Origin of the sequence: Gordonia sp. DT219 (assembly GCF_049847065.1) — a bacterium.
Taxonomy (GTDB): domain Bacteria; phylum Actinomycetota; class Actinomycetes; order Mycobacteriales; family Mycobacteriaceae; genus Gordonia.
Genome location: NZ_JBNCNR010000018.1, coordinates 24648 through 42760, shown reverse-complemented (window position 1 = coordinate 42760; position 18113 = coordinate 24648). Strand labels below are relative to the sequence as shown.

The following is an 18113-nucleotide window of genomic DNA, read 5'->3' as shown; positions in this document are numbered from 1 at the left end:
TATACCCACAACGACTTCCCGACCCCGCACCCGGCTTGCCGGGACCGCGTCTGTTCGTTGAGAACTTCATAGGGCGGCCGCGCCGTGGGTTCGCCGAACCTGCTGATACAGCAGTTCGACGACCCGGTCGGCCACCGGATTGTGTGCGGCGCGATGGTGGCGTCGCACCGCGATCGCCCGGCGTGGCGTGGGCTCGGCGATCGCGATGGCGCGCACACCGGCAGGTAGCTCGACGACGGCGAGCGCCGGAACCACGGTGAGGCCGACCCCGGCGGCGACGAAGCGCATCGCGGTGCCGTAGTCGTGGGTCTCGACGCGAAAGTCGGGCGTGAAACCTGCTGCGGTGCAAGCTCTCAGCAGTCCTTCGCGGCAGGGTCCGCGTGCCACGTCGTTGTCGATCCATGCGCCGTCGGCGAGCTCACGCAACGTCACCTCGGACCGTGCGGCAAACGGCGACGCCTCGTCGACGACCACCACGTACTCCTCGGTGACCAGTGGCACGGCGTCGAATCCGGGCTGCGGTGTGAGGCTGCCGTGCCGGTCGCCCATGGTCTCCGGGCTCTCGACGTAGATCTCCACGTCGGGCGGTGTCGCATCGGACTCGGCGAGCTCGATCAGCCGCAGATCGAGTCGGACATCGGGGAATTCCCGGCCGAGCGCCGCGATGATCTCCGGCATCCACGCAGCGCCGGCCGAGGCGAAGTACGCGACGCGAAGCGTGCCCGCACGCCCGTGCCGCAGGTCGGCGACGAGACCGTCGAGACGGGAGAGTCCGTCGAACACGGTCGCGGACTCCGCGGCCAGGGTGGTGCCCGCGTCCGTGGGCACGATCCCGCGCCCCGAACGCTCCACCAGGGCAAGCCCGGTCTCGCGCTGTAACCCGGCGATGTGCTGGCTGACGGCCGACGGCGTGTAGCCGAGCGCGGCCGCGGCACCGCCGATCGAGCCTTCGGCGACGACGGCCCGGAAGATCCGGAGACGATGGGCATCGATCATGGCCACGACCATACAGTGATACTGATGGATGGGTTACAAATATGAAATTGTGCTGAAGTCTCGGGTGACCGACGATGGACCCCATGACCCTCGGTTCGCGCACCCCCGATCTTCCGGCGCTGGCCGCGCTCACCACGGTCGTGCTCTGGGCGCTGTCGTTCATCGGCATCCGATCGGCCGGGCACGCCTTCAGCCCGGGCGTTCTCGCGGCAGGGCGACTGGCCGTCGCGGTCGTCGCCCTCTGCGTGATCGCCGGAGTGTCGGTGCTGCGAGCCCGCCGGGTGCCGGCCGGGGAGCGCGCCCGCTCGCCGTTCCGCCCGCCGCGTGGACGTGCGCTGCTCTTGGTGATCGCCTACGGCGTGGCGTGGTTCGGTGTCTACACGATCGTGCTGAACTGGGCCGAACGCCACATCGACGCCGGAACCGCGTCGCTGCTGGTCAACTTCGCGCCGATCCTGGTCGCCATCTTCGCGGGACTCTTTCTCGGCGAAGGCTTTTCGACGCAGCTCGTGGTCGGGATCGCGATCGCCTTCGGCGGCGTCGTACTCATCACGTTCGGTGGCGGGGGCGCGCACGCAGACTGGCTCGGGATCGGTCTGGGGCTGCTCGCGGCGGTCCTCTACGCCACCGGGGTGCTGCTGCAGAAGGTCGCGCTGGCCGGCGTCGACGCACTGACCGCCACGTTCTGGGGAGCGGTGGCCGGACTCGTCGTCACGCTGCCCTTCGTGCCCGCCGCGATCGGCGAGATCGCCGCCGCGTCGGCCGCCGACGTCGGCTGGATGGTGTTCCTGGGCATCGGACCGACCGCGATCGCCTTCACCACCTGGGCCTACGCCCTGTCGCGCACCGACGCCGGCGCGATGGCCGCGACCACGCTGGTCGTCCCGGCGCTCGTCATCATCGCGTCGTGGTTGCTGTTGGCGGAAGTGCCGGCACCGCTGCGGATCGTCGGCGGGGTGGCGTGTCTGCTCGGCGTCGCCCTCTCGCGCGGACTGATCAAGCTGCCCGGCACAACCCGATCACCGGTCGGCGGGACCGCGCTCGTCGAGGGTGAGTTGAAGGAATGCGAGATCGAGCCATGACCCGAATTTGGTGCCCACCTCGGTGAGCAACCCGACGCGCGAGAACCCGAACCGCTCGTGCAGCCGGATCGAACCGGTATTGGCGGCGTCGATACCCGCCACCAGGACGTGGACGCCGCTCTCACGGGCGCGGGCGATCAGCGCGGCCATCAGCTCGCTGCCGACGCCGCGTCCCTGCTGATCATCGCGGACGTAGACCGAGTGCTCGACGGTGTGCCGGTAGCCGTCGTGTGGACGGTACGGACCGTAGGTCACGTACCCCAGGACCTGTTGCGGCCCAGCGTGTTCGGGCTCGACGGCGACGAGCACCGGGAATCGGCCGGCCTGCCGCTGGGTCAGCCAGCGGCGACGGTCGGCGGCGTCGACGAGTCGGTCGTTCCAGATCGCGGTGGTGTGTTCGACGGCGTGGTTATAGATCGCGGTGATGCCGTCGACGTCGTCGATCCCGGCGTCCCGGATGTGCATGGTGGCCCCCTTGATCGTCGGCGTGGTCTCGATTGTCGCCGATGCCGGCCAGATGCGGGCGAGGTGGTCTGGCACATGCTCCACCACCGACCACGCCGGTCCGATAACGTTTCGGCGTGGACCGCGATCGGATGGTGGAGGTGGGGGTCGGACTGGTGTCGCGCTTCGGCGCGAAGGCGCTGAGTCTGACGTCGGTGGCACGGCATGCCGGGGTGGCGCGTGCGACGGCCTACCGCATGTTCGGCGGGCGCGACGCCCTCGTCGCCGCCATGGTCGAACGCGAGGTCGCCGATCTGCGGGTGAAGCTGCGCGAATGGTCGGCGGCGGAGCCGGATGCCGCGGGCCGAATCCGCGCGCAGATACGGAACGTACTGCCCTACATCCGGGGGCACGAGGCACTGCAGTATGTGCTGCGCGAGGAGCCCGAGGAGATCGTCCGGGCACTGATCAGCACCGAGGACGCCGACGGGCCCTCGTTGGTGTCGCGGATCGTCGACGAGACCCTGCCCGACCTCGAACCGGAGATCGGTGAACACCTGCTGCCCGACGCGCGCGGCGGCGCCGAATTCCTGGTCCGCGTCATCTATTCGATGATGCTGGTCCCGGGAAGTTCACTGAGCGATGAGCAGATCGCCGAGCTGGTCGTGCGCGCGATCGTGGACGACTCGTCGGCTGCGCCGCGATCGGTGGATCGGCCGGCCGACTGAGGCCCGGCCCAGTCGCTAGGGTTACGACCATGGGTTCAGAGACGAACACCCCGGCGGTGGCGACGAAGATCTACATCGCCTCGGCCGAGGGAAACACCGGTAAGTCGACGGTGGCGCTCGGTGTGTTGGCGTTGCTCGCGGCGACGGGTGGCCGGGTCGGGGTGTTCCGCCCGATCTCACGCACCGGAGCCGGGGAGCGCGATTACGTCCTGGAGATGCTGATCGAGCACGCATCCGCCGAGGTCTCCTACGACGACTGCATCGGGGTCACCTACGACCAGGTCCATGCCGCACCCGACGGAGCGATCGCCGAGATCGTGGCCCGGTTCCATGCGGTGGAGTCGCGATGCGATGCGGTGGTGATCGTCGGATCGGACTACACCGACGTCGGCAACCCGTCGGAACTGGCGTACAACGCACGTGTGGCCGCGAATCTGTCGGCGCCGATCATTCTGGCGCTCAATGCCTCTGGGCGCAGCCCGGTGGAAGTGCGGGAGACCGCGGAGCACCTGCTCGCCGATATCGCCTCGATTCACGCGACGACGGCCGCGGTCATCGCCAATCGCTGTGACCCCGAACAGATGTCGGCGGTGCAGGCCGAACTGGCCACGCTCTCGGTACCGACCTGGTGCCTGCCCGAGGAGCCGGTGCTGTTCGCGCCGACGATGGCCGAGCTGCAGGAGGCGCTGCACGCGACCCTCTGCAGTGGCGACCCGGAGTTGCTGGAGCGGGAGGCGCTCAAGGTCATGGTCGGCGGCATGACCGTCGAACACATCCTGGAGCGGCTTTCCGAGGGCACCGTCGTCATCGCGCCCGCCGACCGCTCCGACGTCTTGCTGGCACTCGTCAACGCGGATGCCGCCCACGGCTTTCCGCGCCTGTCGGGCATCATCCTCAACGGTGGGTTGCGCCCCCATCCGATGGTCGACGCCCTCGTCTCCGGGTTGCGGTCGCCGCTGCCGATCATCATGTGCGATCAGGGCACCTACGACACCGCTCGGATCGCGGCGAACACCCGCGGCCGGGTGGCGGTCGGGTCGGTGCGCAAGATCGAGGCCGCGCTGGGACTGATGGAGCGCTACATCGATCCCGACGCGATGATGAACCTGCTGAAGGTGCCCACCACCGAGGTGATGACGCCGCAGATGTTCGAGTACGGCCTGATCGCCCGCGCCCGCGCGGACCGCCGATGCATCGTCCTGCCCGAGGGCAACGACGACCGAATCCTGCGTGCCGCCGGACGGCTGCTGCGCCGAAATGTGGTGTCGCTGATCATTCTCGGTGATGAGGCCGCGGTGTCGAGCCGCGCGCACGAACTGGGGGTCGATCTCGACGGCGTGGAGATCATCGATCCGGCGACGTCGGCGCTCACCGAGGAGTTCGCGCAGATCTATGCGGAACTGCGCAAGCACAAGGGCGTCGACGTCGAGCAGGCCCGCGAGCGGATCGGCGATGTGTCGTACTTCGGGACGATGCTCGTCTACACCGGCCGCGCCGACGGCATGGTGTCGGGGGCCGCGCACACCACCGCGCACACCATCCGGCCGGCCTTCGAGGTGATCAAGACGACCCCGGGGGTGTCGACGGTCTCGAGCGTGTTCTTCATGTGCCTGGCCGACAAGGTCCTTGCGTACGGTGACTGCGCGATCGTGCCCGACCCCACCGCCGAGCAACTCGCCGACATCGCGATCTCGTCGGCGACCACGGCGGCCGGTTTCGGAATCGAGCCGCGGGTGGCGATGCTCTCCTACTCCACGGGCAGTTCGGGGACCGGCGCCGACGTCGACAAGGTGCGCATCGCGACCGAGCTGGTACGTGAGCGTTCACCACACCTGTTGGTGGAGGGCCCCATCCAGTACGACGCCGCGGTGGAGCCGTCGGTGGCGGCGACGAAGATGCCCGACTCGCCGGTGGCCGGAAAGGCGACCGTACTGATCTTCCCCGACCTCAACACCGGCAACAACACCTACAAGGCGGTGCAGCGCAGTGCCGGTGCGGTCGCGATCGGGCCGGTGCTGCAAGGCATTCGGCGTCCGATCAACGATCTGTCCCGGGGTGCGCTCGTCGACGACATAGTGAATACGGTGGCGATCACCGCGATACAGGCACAGAACTTGGCGGCACGAGGGCGGCGAGAAGAATGAGTGAATCGGTCGACGGAGCGGTACTGGTACTGAACGCGGGCTCGTCCTCGCTGAAATATCAGCTGGTGCATCCCGAGAGCGCGGAGGTGATCGCCGACGGTGTCGCCGAGCGGATCGGTGATCACGATGGCTCGATCACCCACTCCCAGGGCGGCGATGAGTCCACCGAGACCCTCGAATTGCCCGACCATACCGCCGCGATCCGGCGGATGATGGAGTTGTTCACCTCGGGTGGCATCGATCTGGCGCATGCCGGCCTGTCGGCGGTGGGTCATCGAGTGGTCCACGGTGGCCGGACGTTCTACTGGCCGACCCTCATCGACGATCATGTGATCAGTGAGATCAAGCGGATCTCTTCACTTGCGCCGCTGCATAATCCGGCGAACCTGACCGGTATCGAGGCGGCGCGCGAGTTGCTGCCCAGGGTGCCCTCGGTGGCGGTGTTCGACACCGCCTTCTTCCACGGGCTGCCTGATGCCGCCGCCACCTACGCCATCGATCGGGGCGTGGCGAAGCTCCATGCCATCCGCCGGTACGGGTTCCACGGGACGAGCCATCAATATGTCTCCGAGCAGGTTCCGCCGATCCTGGGCCAGGATCCGGCGACGGTCAACCAGATCGTGCTGCACCTCGGCAACGGGGCATCGGCGTCGGCGATCTCCGGCGGCGAGCCGATCGACACCAGCATGGGCATGACCCCGCTCGAGGGGCTCGTCATGGGAACTCGCAGCGGCGACATCGATCCCGGCGTCGTCTTGCATCTGCACCGGGTCGCCAAACTCGGCGCCGAGCAGATCGACACCCTGCTCAACAAGAACTCGGGCCTCAAGGGACTTTGCGGCGACAACGACTTTCGTTCGGTCACCGAGCGCATCGGGCGAGGCGACACGTCGGCGCGTCTCGCCTACGACGTCTACATCCATCGCCTGCGCCGCTATATCGGTGCGTACATGATCGATCTGGGCCGGGTGGATGCGATCACCTTCACCGCGGGCGTCGGCGAGAACGCTGCCGGCGTGCGCGCGGATGCCCTCGCCGGGCTCGAGAACTACGGAATCGCCATCGACCCGGAGCGGAATGCGGTGCACCGCAAGGATGCCCGGCAGATCTCCACAGACGACAGTACGGTGAGGGTGCTCGTCGTACCCACCAACGAGGAGCTGGCAATCGCCCGCCAGGCCGTCGAGGTGGTCGCTCGATCAGAACCGGAATCCGGTTCGGGAACCTGAGTCGGCGCGACTCTCAGAAAAGACTGTCCGGACGCACATAGTTGGCCAGATCCACCAGCAGAAAGCGGTGGTCGCGGTTGTAGCGCATCTGACGCGCGAGGGCGCGCAGGGAATTTTCGGTGCCCTTGCGCAGGCCGCGTTCGGTGAAGGGGACGCCGAGGAGCGTGGCCGGGTCGCCGGCCTGCTCGGGGTGCGCCATGATCCATCCGAGTGCGGTGCCGAGCACGATGAGTTGCAGCCGGGCCTTGCGTGGCTCGCTCTCGGGCATGACATCCAGACGCCGTGCGGCCTCGACGATCTGACGCTTCTCCACCAGTTCCGGCGCACGCCCGTGGACGAGGGCGAGCACCGCGGTGGTGCGCGCGGTGTTGTAGTGCCGGCTGGTGGGCGGTACCTCGTCGAGGGGTTCGATGGCGGCGTCGAAGTCACCGCGCGCCACGGCCAGGCGGGCGAGCCCGAACGCGGCGGTCACGATGCTGTGATCGGTCAACCACAGATCGCGGTAGAGCCGGTCGGCGACGTCGTACATCTCGGCGATGCGCCGCGCCGGCGGCGTCGTGGAGCCGTCCTCGTTCGAATACTTCTCATCCGAGAGCCACCGGCCGATGATCTCGGCGGTTCCGGCCGTCGCGAGCTTCGGTGCGAGTTCGCCCGGCATCGTCTGCAGCACTTCGGTGAAACGCTGATGCGCGAGCTCCGGCTCGCCGTTCATCAGGCCGCAGATGCCCAGATACCAGTCCACTCGCCACGAATCACCGTGCTGCACGGACACATCGCGGAGAACGGCGAGTGCGGTGTCGACGTCGCCGAGCTCCAGATGGGCGCGCGCCTGCGCCAGATCGATCTCGAGCGACGGATGAGCGTTGTTCGACGGGCGGCCCAACAACGACGAGAAGCGCTCCGCGCGTGCGGCATTGATCGAGTCGAGGGTTTGCCGCGGATCGGAGAGCGCCGCCGAGTTCAGCAGTCCGGCAGCCGGATCGGCAGGGTTGACCAGCGGCACCGGCAAGGCGTGCGCGATGTCGACCGGATTGTAGAAGGCCGCGAGGTCCGGGTCGAAGAACCCGTCCACCGGGGCCAGGATGAGATCGGTGCCGTACGTGGATCGCTGGGGGGTGAACACCGTCGACAGCGAGGGCCGCGGCACACCGGTGTGCACGGCGACGGTCTCGCGCAGCACGTTGAGCAACTGGGTGGTCATCTCCTCGGCCGAGCCGAAGCGTTCGGCCGGGTCGGTGGCCGTGGCACGTTGCAGCAGCAGATAATACGACGGATTCGCCGCCAGCACGGGGGTGGTCTCCGGATCGGGCAACTCGTCGAGATATCGGCCCTGCTCCATCGGCATGTCCAGCGTCAGCACAGCCAGGGTGCGGCCGATGCTGTAGATGTCGGTCACCACCTGCGGTCCGGTCTGCACGATCTCCGGAGCCTGGAATCCCGGGGTGCCGTAGAGGTGTCCGTAGCCGTTGATCGCCGACACCGCACCGAGATCGATGAGTTTGACCTCGTCGCTGGACACCATCACGTTCTCGGGCTTCACGTCGTTGTAGACCAGGCCCACCGAGTGCAGATAGCCGATGGCCGGAAGCACCTCGAGGATGTAGGCCATGGCCTGCTCGATCGGCAGCAGAGCAGCTCCGCCGTCGGAATCGGATGCGGCAGCGGTGATCTCCTTGAGCGTCTGCCCGCCGATGTACTCCATGACGATGTAGCCGAAGCGTTGGTCGTCGTCGGCGGCGTACTCGACGAAGTTGTAGATCTTCACGATCCCGGGGTGGTTCACCGACGCCAGGAACTGCCGTTCGGCCATGGCGATCTGCTGGGCCTCGGAATCGGATGAGTTCAGCAGCCCCTTGAGGACCACGGGGCGATCGGAGACGTTACGGTCGATGGCCAGGTAGATCCAGCCCAGGCCGCCGTGCGCGATGGCGCCCGCGATCTCGTACTGGCCGGCCACCAGCGTGCCGGGTGCCAGCCCCGGGATGAAGGAGTAGCGGGCACCGCAATGCGGACAGGTGCCGGTGAGGTCCCCGGCGCCGGCACCCCCCTTGCGCCCGACCGGCCGGCCGCACCGCCAGCAGAACCGCTTGCCCTCGGGGATCACCGGGGAGTCCAGCACCGCGTCGGCGGGCTCGATGTCGACGATCTTCGGCAATTCGACGAGTCCGGTACCGAGTCGCCGATCATGCACTTGCGGTGGGGCTTTGGGAACGAATCGTCGTGCGTGGCCCGCCGCCGGCAACGTGTCGCCCGGGATGCGTGGGCGCGGGCGGAGAACCGGGTCGGTGGAGCCGGTCATCGGTGGGGTGGCCGAACCTCGGCCCGAGGCCGTCGCCCCGGTATCGGCGATCTCGAGGTCGGACAGATCCGCACGCTGCGTGCCGATGTCGAGATCACCCGGGTCGGTGCGCTGGGTCCGGTCGTCGGGCTCCTCGAGCTGCCCGAGATCCGCGCGTTGGGCGCCGACCTCGGGTTCACACGTGGCGTCCGGTGCGTCGTCGGCGGCGACCCGTGGCGGGGCGCCGGTGCGTTCGTCGTTCCCTGTCATCGTCGGTCAGTCCCGGTAGAACACTTGTGGTGGACCGTAACCGGGCCCGATGTCGCCCAACCAGCGGGCGTAGATCTCGTTCCATCGCCCGTCGGCCTCGGTCGCGGCGAGTACGCCATCGACGAATCGGACCATGTCGTCGTGTCCTTTCGGGAGCCCGATGCCGTAATCCTCCGTTCCGAGTCCGGGACCGACCATCTGAACCCATGGGTCCTGCTGGGCCAGGCCGGCCAGGATCGCGTCGTCGGTGGTGATCGCATCGACCTGCCCCTGCTGCAACATCACCAGACAATCGGCCCAGGTGACTGTCGTGATCATCTTGGCACGCGGTTGTTCGGCTTGCATTCGGCCGATCGAGGTGGTGCCACGAGCCGAGCACACACGTTTGTCCGCGAGACCGGAGACGTCGGTGATGCCGGAATTCCGTAGAACGAGAATGCGTTGGGATGCAACGTAATACGGGGAAGAAAAGCTGACCGACTGTGCGCGGTCGCACGTGATCGACATCGTCTTGACGACGAGGTCGACGGAGCCGCTGCGCAAGGCGTCGATCCGGTCGGAAGAACTGAGCACCCGGAATTCGATCCGGTTGGGGTCGCCGAAGATCGCTCGGGAGACCTCCCGTGCGAGGTCGACGTCGAAGCCCTGGAGGTCGCCGCTGAGCGGGTCCCGGAAGCTGAACGGGCTCGAGCCGATGTCGGTGCCGACGATGAGCCGTCCGCGTGCGGCGATCGCCGCCATGGTGCTGCCCGGCGGCATCTGCGCCGGCTCGGGCATGGGATCGGGCGGACGCAGGGCGGCGGTGGCGTCACAGGAGGTGGGCGCGGGCTCGGTGCTCACCTCGGTCGCCGCGCCCGGCGGGGTCGGGGTGACCGCGGGTGCCGTCGGGGGAGGCGACTGCGGCGCGGCGAAGGTGACGCAACCGGAGGTGAGCAACGCGACCACGGCGAGTACGGCGCCGAGGATCATCGTCGCGCCCGAAGTCTTGCGGCGGGCGCGCGCGGGCGGCCGGCGACGGGTGAAGGGGATCGGTGTGTGCGTCATCGGTACTCGCGGACACGGGGAATCAGGCCGATGACCAGCGCTACGGCCGCGAAGATCGTCAACACGAGAATGCCGGTACCGGTGTAGCCGATCAGGCGCTGCGCGGTGTTGATGTCGTCGCGGAATGACGTGCGGGTGGTGGTGATGGCGTCGGTCAGCGCGGAGTCGACGGCCGCGTAGCTACCTGCGGTGCTCTCGGGCGTCGTGCCGATCGTCAGCATGCGGGCCTGCCGGAAGTCGCCGCGCTCGATCGCCGCCCGCGCCTGCTGGTCGGATTTCTGCCACTGATCGAGCGCCGAGGTCACCGACTGCACCTGCGCCGGCGTCAACGCACCACCAGTGGAGCTGGTCCGTCCACCCAGATCGGTGAGCAGCGCGCTGATGCCGGACGTGGCGGTGGCAAAGGTCTGATCGAAGTCGCTCTGATCGGTGCGCCGGATGAGCGAGAGCGTCTCCGCCGAGCGGGCCTGCTGGGTGAGGATGCGGGCCTCGGTCAGCTGCCGCAGCGGGTCGGCACCATCGGACTTGGCCGAATTGGTCGCGGCCACCGACGTCAGCCCCGATACCAACAGCCAGATCAGTCCGCCGACGATCGCGGTGAGGGCAGCGAGCACCCCGATGTTGAAGCGGCGGCGGGTGCGTCGCCTCAGGTAACGGGACACCGCGATGAGGGCCAGGGCCAGGATGAGCAAGCCGGCGTAGACGCCATAGGGCGGGACGGTCAGGGTGTGTTGCGGGTCGGCGATGGCCTTGGAGCGGCGTTCGTAGAGTCGTTGCGCGGCGGGCAGGATCTGGTCGTGCATCAGTGCCGACGCCTGGCCGAGATAGGCGCTGCCCACCGGGTTGCCGAGCCGATTGTTGGTGCGCGCGGTCTCGATGAGCCCGCTGTAGACGGGGATGGTGGTCGCCAATGTCTTGAGGTCGGCGTTGACCGCGCGGGTGTCGGCGTCGTCGTCCTCGCCGGGTGCGCCCGAACTCCCGGCGGCGCGCATCAACGAGGCCGACGCGGTGGCCAGGGCATTCGAGTAGCGGGTTCGTAGATCCGGGGACTCCAGGCCACCGGAGATGAAAGCGGAGTTCGCGGAGGCGTCGGCAATCGACAGCGAACTGTAGAGGACCTGCGATGCCTCGGCGAGCGGTTCGCCCCGGTCGATCATGCTCTTGAGGGAATTGGTGCGGTTCTCGAGGACGTTCGAGCCGTACCAGCCGGTGCCGAGGATCGCGAGCGCGAGCACCACCGCGATCAGGACGAGTTTGCCGGGGGTGGTGCGCGCGTAGTGGCGCATGGTGGTCAGCGGTGACTGGGCGCGCGTCCGGCCCGACGACGTCGACTCGCGCCGGTCGGCCAGCGCCTGCCGCAAGGGTGGCGACGACGAGCCCGGGCGGATGGTGCGGCCTGCACGGGTCAGCACCGTCCGCATGGGAGATGCCTCGCCGGTCACCACACGATCCCTTCTTCGCTGATCGGTCATTCGTCGTCGTTGTGGTTCGCCGACATCCCCGCCCGGCGGGGGCGACATGCCCGAAAATGACCCGTGTTCGGTGTATCGCTCCTGCGGTGCCGGTCTGTTTCAACCCTAGCCGCGCCGCGGTGACGAAGGCCTCACGTCGCCGGGGCGTTTCCCGCCCGGGGGAGATCTCGATCCCGCGTGCGCGGAACCTGGTTCCGGTGGGCCCGGTCACATACGGTGGAGGCAGCAGACGGTGAGCAGAAGTCGGATCCGCAGGTCGGGTAACAGGAGGCACGGTGCGAGGAGACGGGGACGGCTGGGTCATCGACGCCGATGGTTCGCGGTATTGGGGTGTGCACGGGGCGGCCGGTCTGTTGCTGCGGACGCTGCGGCCCGACGGTCACACGCTGATCCTGCTGCAGCACCGGGCCGCGTGGTCGCATCAGGGCGGAACCTGGGGAATCCCGGGCGGCGCGCGGGACTCCCACGAGGGAGCCGTCGACACCGCGTTGCGCGAAGCGCACGAGGAGGCGGGGCTCGATCCGGCGCCGGTGCACGTCACCGCCGCACTGATCACCCATCGCGCCGTGAGCGGCTGGACCTATACGACCGTCATCGCCGACATCGACAACCCCGTCGCCACCGTGGCCAACGGCGAGTCGGCGGAACTGCGCTGGGTCGACGCGTCCGACGTCGACGCGTTGCCGCTGCACCCCGGGTTCGGTGCGGCGTGGCCGGAACTACGCGACCGCATCGCCGCGCTCGACCTGTTGAACTGACCGCCGACCGAACCGACCGTCTACCGGGGCAACAGGCGGTTCGCCCCCGCGATCAGTGCGTTGATGTTGGCTTCGTCGCCGGAGGCGCCGGCACCGTAGGCCCAGCACTGCCGATCGTCGCCTTCACACAGCAAGAAGGTCGCGAAACCCTCGTCGGTCCGGCGCTGACGAAGCGTGACGATCCCGACGCGAGCACCCATGTCGTGCAGGATCGAGGTCATCGCACCCACCGGACCGGTGGCCCGCGCGGACAACGACATGATGCGGTCGGCGCAGGCCATGGTCGCCCGGCATTCGATCATGTCGGCGGGCGCGGGTGTGATCGACAGCGAACCGAGCCGGATGGTGCCGGTTGCGCCGTAGACGTCGGTGAACTCGTCCCAGGTCATGCCGTCCACCTCCGCGTGAATCGCTCGGGGGAGCCGGTCGGCAATCGAACCGGACGGTTGCGTGCTCGGGTGGGTCGAGTCGGTGCCGGGCAGATAGAAAAGTGTGTGCATCGTGGTCAGCATTTCGGTCGAATCGGTGACCGGCGAGAATGCGCGACGACCCCGCAGCGGGGGGTCGGTCAGATCGGACCCCGCTACGGGGTGAGTACGAGCGCGATTCGAATGCACATGATCGGGCCACTGTAACGCCGTGGCGACGGGTCGGCAAACAGTATTTGCCCGGCGGTCAGCCGAACGCCAGACCCGCGCGGAGGCCGGCTGCCGCGGTGGCCGGATCGGCGGCGGCGGTGATGGCACGCACGACGACGAGCCGCGCGGCACCGGCGTCGACGACAGCGGGTAACCGCGCCGCGTCGATGCCGCCGATCGCGAACCACGGCTTGTCCGTCGCGGTCGCGGCCACCTCCCGGACGAGATCCAGGCCCGGGGCGGCGCGTCCGGGTTTGGTGGGCGTGGGCCAGCAGGGGCCGACGCAGAAGTAGTCGACGGCGTCGTCGCCGATCGCGCCGCGGGCCTGCGCCGCATCGTGGCTGGACAGTCCGATGATCGTGTCGGCGCCGACGATGCGCCGGGCGTCGGCGGGACGCAGATCGCCCTGGCCGAGATGCAGGACGTCGGCACCGGCGAGCAGTGCGATGTCGGCGCGATCGTTGACCGACAGCAGTGCACCGTGGGCATCGACGACGCCGCGCAGTGCCGCCAGGATCTCCAGTTCCTCGCCCGCCTCCAACACGCCGAACGCCTGCTCGCCGCGGGAACCCTTGTCGCGCAATTGGACGATGTCCACACCGCCGGCGAGAGCGGCGTCGACGAACTCGATCAGGTCGCCGCGTTCCCGGCGCGCATCGGTGCACAGATAGAGCCGGGCCGCGGCCAGACGCGATCGCAGCGGGTGGTCGGCCGCGGCGGCGTCGCGCGCAATCAGGTTCTCTCCGGGCATGTCTCACACCCTAGCCATGGCCGGTGCCCGTCGGCGGAAGCGATGGGCACCGGCACCGGGTCCATCGCCTGCGTTAGTCTGGAAGACACGACACGGGAGTCCGGGGTACGCCGGGCTGAGAGTGCGGGACGCCCCCGCTGACCGTCACACCTGATCCGGATCATGCCGGCGAAGGAAGGATGCGCAAGCATGCAGGGCACCGAAGAGCAGGGCACCGGCGCGACCACGTCGCGCGCCGCGGGCACCGGCCGGACACTGGCCGTCATCGGCGGTGGCGTCATCGGTCTGACCTGCGCCCTCGCCGCCGCCGACGCCGGCTGGCATGTCCGTGTCCTCGACGCCGGCCGGCAGTGGCGGGCCGCGTGGGTGGCCGGCGGGATGCTCGGCTCGCTCGGCGAGGGACATCCCGGCGAGGACGCGTTGCTGGCGATCTCCGAACAGTCCGTGCGTGGCTGGCCCGCCCTCGTCGAGCGGTTGGGCGACCCGCAGATCATGACGGCGACCGACTCGCTGTTCGTGGCGACCGGCGCCGCCGACATGGCCTATCTGACCCAGCTCGCCGACTACGTGTGGTCGGCCCGGCCATACGCCGCCGACCGGCTGAGCCGGGTCGACGCCGCAGGCATACGTGCGCGCGAGCATGCCGTCGGCGCTCGTGTGCGCGGCGGCTATCTCGCGACAGGTGAAGGCGCCGTGGACAATCGGCGTCTGCTGACCGCGCTGGCCGCGGCGTTCACCGCGGCCGGTGGGGAGATCGTCTCGCGCCGGGTCGAGGACCTCGCCGAACTCGACGACGCCGACCAGATCCTGATCGCCGCGGGGGCCGGGGTCGGGCAGCTGTGGCCGTCGGCGCCGATCCATCTCGCCAAAGGCGAGGTGCTGCGCCTGCGGGCGGACCGGTGGACGGTGCCGCCGCCGCGCCACGTGATCCGGGCCCGGGTCGACGGCCGAATGGTGTACGTGGTGCCGAGGCACGACGGAATCGTCGTCGGCGCAACCCAATACGAGGGCGATGCGGAACAGTGGCGGCAGGGCGACGCGGCACCGCAGGCGGGTGGGGTGGCCGATCTGCTCGCCGATGCGATCGAGGTCTTCCCGGGGGCGCGCGACTACACGCTGGTCGAGGCGGGTGCCGGATTCCGGCCGTGCTCACCCGACGGACTGCCCATCATCGAACGCATCGACGACCGCGTGAGCGTCGCCGCCGGACATGGACGGAACGGAATCGTGTTGGCGCCGTACACCTCCGACGTGGTCACCCGCATTCTCGGTGCGGAGATGCCCCTCGGAGCAGGCGCGGAGAGGAGTGCGATATGACGATCACGGTGAACGGCGCGGAGGCCGCCCTCGACCCGGGCGGGTCGGTGCGAGATCTGCTGACCTCCATGGGTTTACCCGACCAGGGGATCGCGGTGGCCGTCGACGGCGCGGTGGTGCCGCGCAGCCGTTGGGGCAGCGTCGCCCTGGCCGACGGGACCGCGGTGGAGGTCGTGACGGCGGTGCAAGGTGGTTAGCATCCCCGACACGCTGCGGATCGCCGACCGGGAGCTGTCGTCGCGGCTCGTCATGGGTACCGGCGGGGCGAGCTCCCTCGACGTCTTGTCCCGAGCGCTGGTCGCCTCCGGTACGGAGCTGACGACGGTGGCGATGCGCCGAGTGAGTGCCGGGAGCACGACCGGCGTACTGGATGTGTTGCGGCGACTGAAGATCCAACCGTTGCCGAACACCGCGGGCAGCCGCACCGCGGCCGAGGCGGTGCTGACCGCACAGCTCGCGCGGGAGGCATTGGATACCTCCTGGGTGAAGCTGGAGGTGGTGGCCGACGACCGGACGTTGTTGCCCGATCCGGTCGAACTCCTCGACGGTGCACGGCAATTGGTCGACGACGGATTCACCGTGCTCGCCTACACCAACGACGACCCGGTACTCGCGGCCCGCCTCGAGGATCTCGGGGTGGCCGCGGTGATGCCGCTCGGGTCGCCGATCGGGACGGGGCTCGGTATCCGCAATCCGCACAACATCGAGATGATCGTCGCCGCGGCGACGGTCCCCGTGGTCCTCGACGCCGGGATCGGTACGGCCAGCGATGCCGCACTGGCGATGGAACTCGGTTGTGATGCAGTGCTTCTCGCGTCGGCGGTGACGCGGGCCGAAGATCCGGAACGGATGGCGACGGCGATGCGTCATGCGGTCACCGCGGGCCGGCTGGCCGCCACGGCGGGCCGGATTCCCCAGCGCCGGTGGGCCCTCGCGTCCTCGCCGGTCATCTGATCGCCTGCATTTGACGTCGCCCTTGCGTGGTCGCCCCGTGTGTGTGCCGCTGTCTGACCATCGCTGTGTAGTCTCGTCGGCATGTTGAGCGTCGAGAACCTCACGAAGGACTTCGGCAACGTTCGTGCCGTCGACAACCTCACCTTCGAGGTCCGCCCCGGACTCGTCACCGGCTTCCTCGGGCCCAACGGCGCCGGGAAGTCCACCACCATGCGGATGATGCTGGGTCTGGACCGGCCGACGTCGGGCCGGGCCACCATCGACGGCAGGCCCTATCGTGAACTCGACCATCCGTTGCGGCATGTCGGCGCGCTGCTCGATGCCAAATGGGTACATCCCAATCGCAGCGCCCGCTCGCATCTGCGATGGCTGGCCGCCAGCAACGGTATTCCCGCCTCCCGGGCCGATGCGGTCCTCGAGACGGTGGGTCTGACGCAGGTGGCCCGCAAACGCGCGGGTGGCTTTTCGCTGGGTATGTCGCAGCGCCTGGGCCTGGCCGGTGCCCTGCTCGGCGATCCGCACACGCTGCTCTTCGACGAGCCCGTCAACGGGCTCGACCCCGAGGGCATCGTCTGGATCCGCAACTTCATGAAGTCCCTTGCCGCCGAGGGCCGTACGGTTTTGGTGTCGAGTCACCTGTTGACCGAGATGTCGCTGACAGCCGACCGGCTGGTGGTGATCGGGCAGGGCCGGCTGATCGCCGACAACTCGGTGTCGGAATTCACCGCGGCCGCCAAGACCATCGTGCGGGTGCGTACCCCGCAACCCGAACAACTGCATACTGCGCTCGGCTCGGCGGGATTGTCGGCGCGTGTCGAGCACGACACCCAGGGCCGCACCCTGTTCGCCCTCGACGACGTCACCACCGACCGGGTCGGCGACATCGCCGCGGCGGCCGGCGTCACCGTGCATGAGCTCGTCGCCCAGACCGCATCGTTGGAGGAAGCATTCATGGCGATGACCGCCCACGCCGTCGAGTATCACGCCGGTGCCGAGGGGCCGGGTGGGGCGCCGGGTGTGCTGCCGCCGGGCCAGTTCCCACCGCCGGGCCAGTTCCCACCGCCGGGCCAGTACCCGCCGCCGGGCCAGTCCCCGCCGCCGGGCCAGTTCCCACCGCCAGGCCAGTGGGCCGTCCCGCAGCAAGGTCCACCGCCGGGCCGATATCCACCGCCGGGCGAGTACCCGCAGGGTGGGGGAGCCCGATGATCGACCTGTTGCGTGCCGAACAGATCAAGCTCACCTCGATCCGCTCGCCCTACTGGTGCATGGGGCTGGTGGTGATCCTCAGTATCGGGATCACGTCGCTGTTCGCCGGGTTGGCCGGCAACGTCAACGACGCATCGCAAGGCGCGCCGCCGTCGGCCGGGGTGGACGGCACCTCTCTGAGCTTCGTGCTGATCGGTCTCGACCAGTTCGCCGTCATCGTGCTGATGATCATGGCCGTCCTCGGCATCACCAGTGAGTACCGATTCTCGACGATCCGCGCGACGTTCCTCGCCGCCCCCAAGCGGACGTCGGCACTCCTGGCCAAGGCCGGGGTATACGTCGGTCTGACCCTGGTCACCATGCTGGTACTCACCGTCGTCTGCCTCGGGATTCTCGTCGCCGGTATCGGCGGATTCGGATTCGGTGACGGGGCGGTGATCCGGCAGATCTGGGGCATCCCCGTCTACGCGGCGCTGTGCGTCCTGCTGTCGCTCGGCGTGGGCGCGCTGGTGCGGCAGACCGCCGGTGCGATCTCGCTCGTGCTGGTGTGGATGCTCGTCATCGAGACGATCCTCGGGTCGGTGCCCAAGGTGCGTGACTGGATCGGACCCCTCCTGCCCTTCGCCAACGGCACGCGTTTCTTGACCGGTGGCACGGCCGACGACGACTTCCACTGGAATTCCGGTGTCTCACTGGTCTACTTCGCGGTGTGGGCGGTGGTCATCTTCGCCGCGGGGGTATGGGCGGCCAATCAGCGCGACGCCTGACACCCGGGCGCAGTGGCGGGTCACTACCTGATCGG

At 68.7% G+C, this 18113-nt stretch carries 17 protein-coding genes; 10 read left to right on the top strand and 7 right to left on the bottom strand.

Annotated elements, in window-relative coordinates; genetic code table 11:
* Nucleotides 1–66: 66 nt before the first annotated feature.
* Nucleotides 67–996 (bottom strand): LysR family transcriptional regulator, encoded by a 930-nt coding sequence (locus tag ACPXB3_RS17650; RefSeq protein ID WP_425728792.1) that lies wholly within the window; start codon nt 994–996, stop codon nt 67–69.
* A 74-nt stretch (nt 997–1070) separates the two neighbouring features.
* On the opposite strand from ACPXB3_RS17650, the gene ACPXB3_RS17645 reads away from it, so the two are divergent.
* Complete coding sequence (locus ACPXB3_RS17645; RefSeq protein ID WP_425704424.1) at nt 1071–2078, top strand: DMT family transporter; 1008 nt, start codon at nt 1071–1073, stop codon at nt 2076–2078.
* Here ACPXB3_RS17645 and ACPXB3_RS17640 read toward each other — a convergent pair.
* Nucleotides 2016–2543: a GNAT family N-acetyltransferase gene (locus ACPXB3_RS17640; protein WP_425728816.1), complete on the bottom strand. Its 528-nt coding sequence runs from the start codon at nt 2541–2543 to the stop codon at nt 2016–2018. The two genes, ACPXB3_RS17645 and ACPXB3_RS17640, sit on opposite strands and share 63 nt — an antisense overlap.
* A 116-nt stretch (nt 2544–2659) precedes the next feature.
* Between ACPXB3_RS17640 and ACPXB3_RS17635 the strand changes: the two genes are divergently transcribed.
* Genes ACPXB3_RS17635 through ACPXB3_RS17625 form a run of 3 tightly spaced genes read left to right on the top strand, consistent with a single transcriptional unit; the run spans nt 2660 to nt 6623 of the window.
* A complete protein-coding gene (locus ACPXB3_RS17635; RefSeq protein ID WP_425704423.1) occupies nt 2660–3250 on the top strand; it encodes a TetR/AcrR family transcriptional regulator in 591 nt (196 codons plus the stop codon).
* 29 nt (nt 3251–3279) lie between these two features.
* Nucleotides 3280–5394 (top strand): phosphate acetyltransferase, encoded by a 2115-nt coding sequence (pta, locus tag ACPXB3_RS17630; RefSeq protein WP_425728790.1) that lies wholly within the window; start codon nt 3280–3282, stop codon nt 5392–5394.
* Entirely contained in the window at nt 5391–6623 is a 1233-nt protein-coding gene (locus ACPXB3_RS17625; RefSeq protein ID WP_425728788.1) for an acetate kinase, read from the top strand. The genes pta and ACPXB3_RS17625 overlap by 4 nt, the downstream gene beginning before the upstream one ends.
* A gap of 13 nt (nt 6624–6636) precedes the next feature.
* Here ACPXB3_RS17625 and ACPXB3_RS17620 read toward each other — a convergent pair whose 3' ends face one another.
* The 3 genes from ACPXB3_RS17620 to ACPXB3_RS17610 form a co-directional block, all read right to left on the bottom strand.
* Entirely contained in the window at nt 6637–9171 is a 2535-nt protein-coding gene (locus ACPXB3_RS17620; RefSeq protein ID WP_425728786.1) for a tetratricopeptide repeat protein, read from the bottom strand.
* A gap of 6 nt (nt 9172–9177) precedes the next feature.
* The gene (locus ACPXB3_RS17615; RefSeq protein ID WP_425704462.1) at nt 9178–10140 is read right to left on the bottom strand and encodes a glutamate ABC transporter substrate-binding protein; all 963 of its coding nucleotides are present in this window, start codon (nt 10138–10140) and stop codon (nt 9178–9180) included.
* Between the two features lie 71 nt (nt 10141–10211).
* Nucleotides 10212–11657, bottom strand: coding sequence for a hypothetical protein (locus ACPXB3_RS17610; RefSeq protein ID WP_425704461.1), 1446 nt, complete (start codon nt 11655–11657; stop codon nt 10212–10214).
* 305 nt (nt 11658–11962) lie between these two features.
* Here ACPXB3_RS17610 and ACPXB3_RS17605 point away from each other — a divergent pair, with 305 nt between their 5' ends.
* The gene (locus tag ACPXB3_RS17605) at nt 11963–12445 is read left to right on the top strand and encodes an NUDIX hydrolase (protein ID WP_425728784.1); all 483 of its coding nucleotides are present in this window, start codon (nt 11963–11965) and stop codon (nt 12443–12445) included.
* Nucleotides 12446–12465: 20 nt separating this feature from the next.
* Here the strand turns inward: ACPXB3_RS17605 and ACPXB3_RS17600 are convergent, their stop codons facing one another.
* A complete protein-coding gene (locus ACPXB3_RS17600) occupies nt 12466–12834 on the bottom strand; it encodes a hypothetical protein (protein WP_425728782.1) in 369 nt (122 codons plus the stop codon).
* A gap of 286 nt (nt 12835–13120) precedes the next feature.
* Nucleotides 13121–13834, bottom strand: a complete 714-nt coding sequence (gene thiE, locus ACPXB3_RS17595; RefSeq protein WP_425704418.1) for a thiamine phosphate synthase — start codon at nt 13832–13834, stop codon at nt 13121–13123.
* 189 nt (nt 13835–14023) lie between these two features.
* Between thiE and ACPXB3_RS17590 the strand changes: the two genes are divergently transcribed.
* The 5 genes from ACPXB3_RS17590 to ACPXB3_RS17570 all read left to right on the top strand — a co-directional run bounded on the left by ACPXB3_RS17590 (nt 14024) and on the right by ACPXB3_RS17570 (nt 18078).
* Entirely contained in the window at nt 14024–15151 is a 1128-nt protein-coding gene (locus ACPXB3_RS17590) for an FAD-dependent oxidoreductase (protein WP_425728780.1), read from the top strand.
* On the top strand, nt 15148–15348 hold the full coding sequence (gene thiS, locus ACPXB3_RS17585; RefSeq protein WP_425704416.1) for a sulfur carrier protein ThiS: 201 nt from the start codon (nt 15148–15150) through the stop codon (nt 15346–15348). The genes ACPXB3_RS17590 and thiS overlap by 4 nt, the downstream gene beginning before the upstream one ends.
* Nucleotides 15341–16105: a thiazole synthase gene (locus ACPXB3_RS17580; RefSeq protein WP_425728778.1), complete on the top strand. Its 765-nt coding sequence runs from the start codon at nt 15341–15343 to the stop codon at nt 16103–16105. Before thiS ends, ACPXB3_RS17580 begins: the two co-directional genes overlap by 8 nt.
* A gap of 81 nt (nt 16106–16186) precedes the next feature.
* Nucleotides 16187–17311, top strand: a complete 1125-nt coding sequence (locus tag ACPXB3_RS17575) for an ABC transporter ATP-binding protein (protein WP_425728776.1) — start codon at nt 16187–16189, stop codon at nt 17309–17311.
* Complete coding sequence (locus tag ACPXB3_RS17570; RefSeq protein WP_425704413.1) at nt 17308–18078, top strand: ABC transporter permease; 771 nt, start codon at nt 17308–17310, stop codon at nt 18076–18078. Before ACPXB3_RS17575 ends, ACPXB3_RS17570 begins: the two co-directional genes overlap by 4 nt.
* Nucleotides 18079–18113: the final 35 nt, after the last annotated feature.

What these genes read in the sequence shown, in the direction of transcription:
- ACPXB3_RS17625 (WP_425728788.1), top strand. Translation starts at nt 5,391, where the DNA reads ATGAGTGAATCGGTCGACGGAGCGGTACTGGTACTGAACGCGGGCTCG.
- thiS (WP_425704416.1), top strand. Translation starts at nt 15,148, where the DNA reads ATGACGATCACGGTGAACGGCGCGGAGGCCGCCCTCGACCCGGGCGGG.
- ACPXB3_RS17575 (WP_425728776.1), top strand. Translation starts at nt 16,187, where the DNA reads ATGTTGAGCGTCGAGAACCTCACGAAGGACTTCGGCAACGTTCGTGCC.
- ACPXB3_RS17590 (WP_425728780.1), top strand. Translation starts at nt 14,024, where the DNA reads ATGCAGGGCACCGAAGAGCAGGGCACCGGCGCGACCACGTCGCGCGCC.
- ACPXB3_RS17650 (WP_425728792.1), bottom strand. Translation starts at nt 996, where the DNA reads ATGATCGATGCCCATCGTCTCCGGATCTTCCGGGCCGTCGTCGCCGAA.
- ACPXB3_RS17600 (WP_425728782.1), bottom strand. Translation starts at nt 12,834, where the DNA reads ATGACCTGGGACGAGTTCACCGACGTCTACGGCGCAACCGGCACCATC.
- ACPXB3_RS17620 (WP_425728786.1), bottom strand. Translation starts at nt 9,171, where the DNA reads ATGACAGGGAACGACGAACGCACCGGCGCCCCGCCACGGGTCGCCGCC.
- ACPXB3_RS17570 (WP_425704413.1), top strand. Translation starts at nt 17,308, where the DNA reads ATGATCGACCTGTTGCGTGCCGAACAGATCAAGCTCACCTCGATCCGC.
- thiE (WP_425704418.1), bottom strand. Translation starts at nt 13,834, where the DNA reads ATGCCCGGAGAGAACCTGATTGCGCGCGACGCCGCCGCGGCCGACCAC.
- ACPXB3_RS17645 (WP_425704424.1), top strand. Translation starts at nt 1,071, where the DNA reads ATGGACCCCATGACCCTCGGTTCGCGCACCCCCGATCTTCCGGCGCTG.
- pta (WP_425728790.1), top strand. Translation starts at nt 3,280, where the DNA reads ATGGGTTCAGAGACGAACACCCCGGCGGTGGCGACGAAGATCTACATC.
- ACPXB3_RS17640 (WP_425728816.1), bottom strand. Translation starts at nt 2,543, where the DNA reads ATGCACATCCGGGACGCCGGGATCGACGACGTCGACGGCATCACCGCG.
- ACPXB3_RS17615 (WP_425704462.1), bottom strand. Translation starts at nt 10,140, where the DNA reads ATGATCCTCGGCGCCGTACTCGCCGTGGTCGCGTTGCTCACCTCCGGT.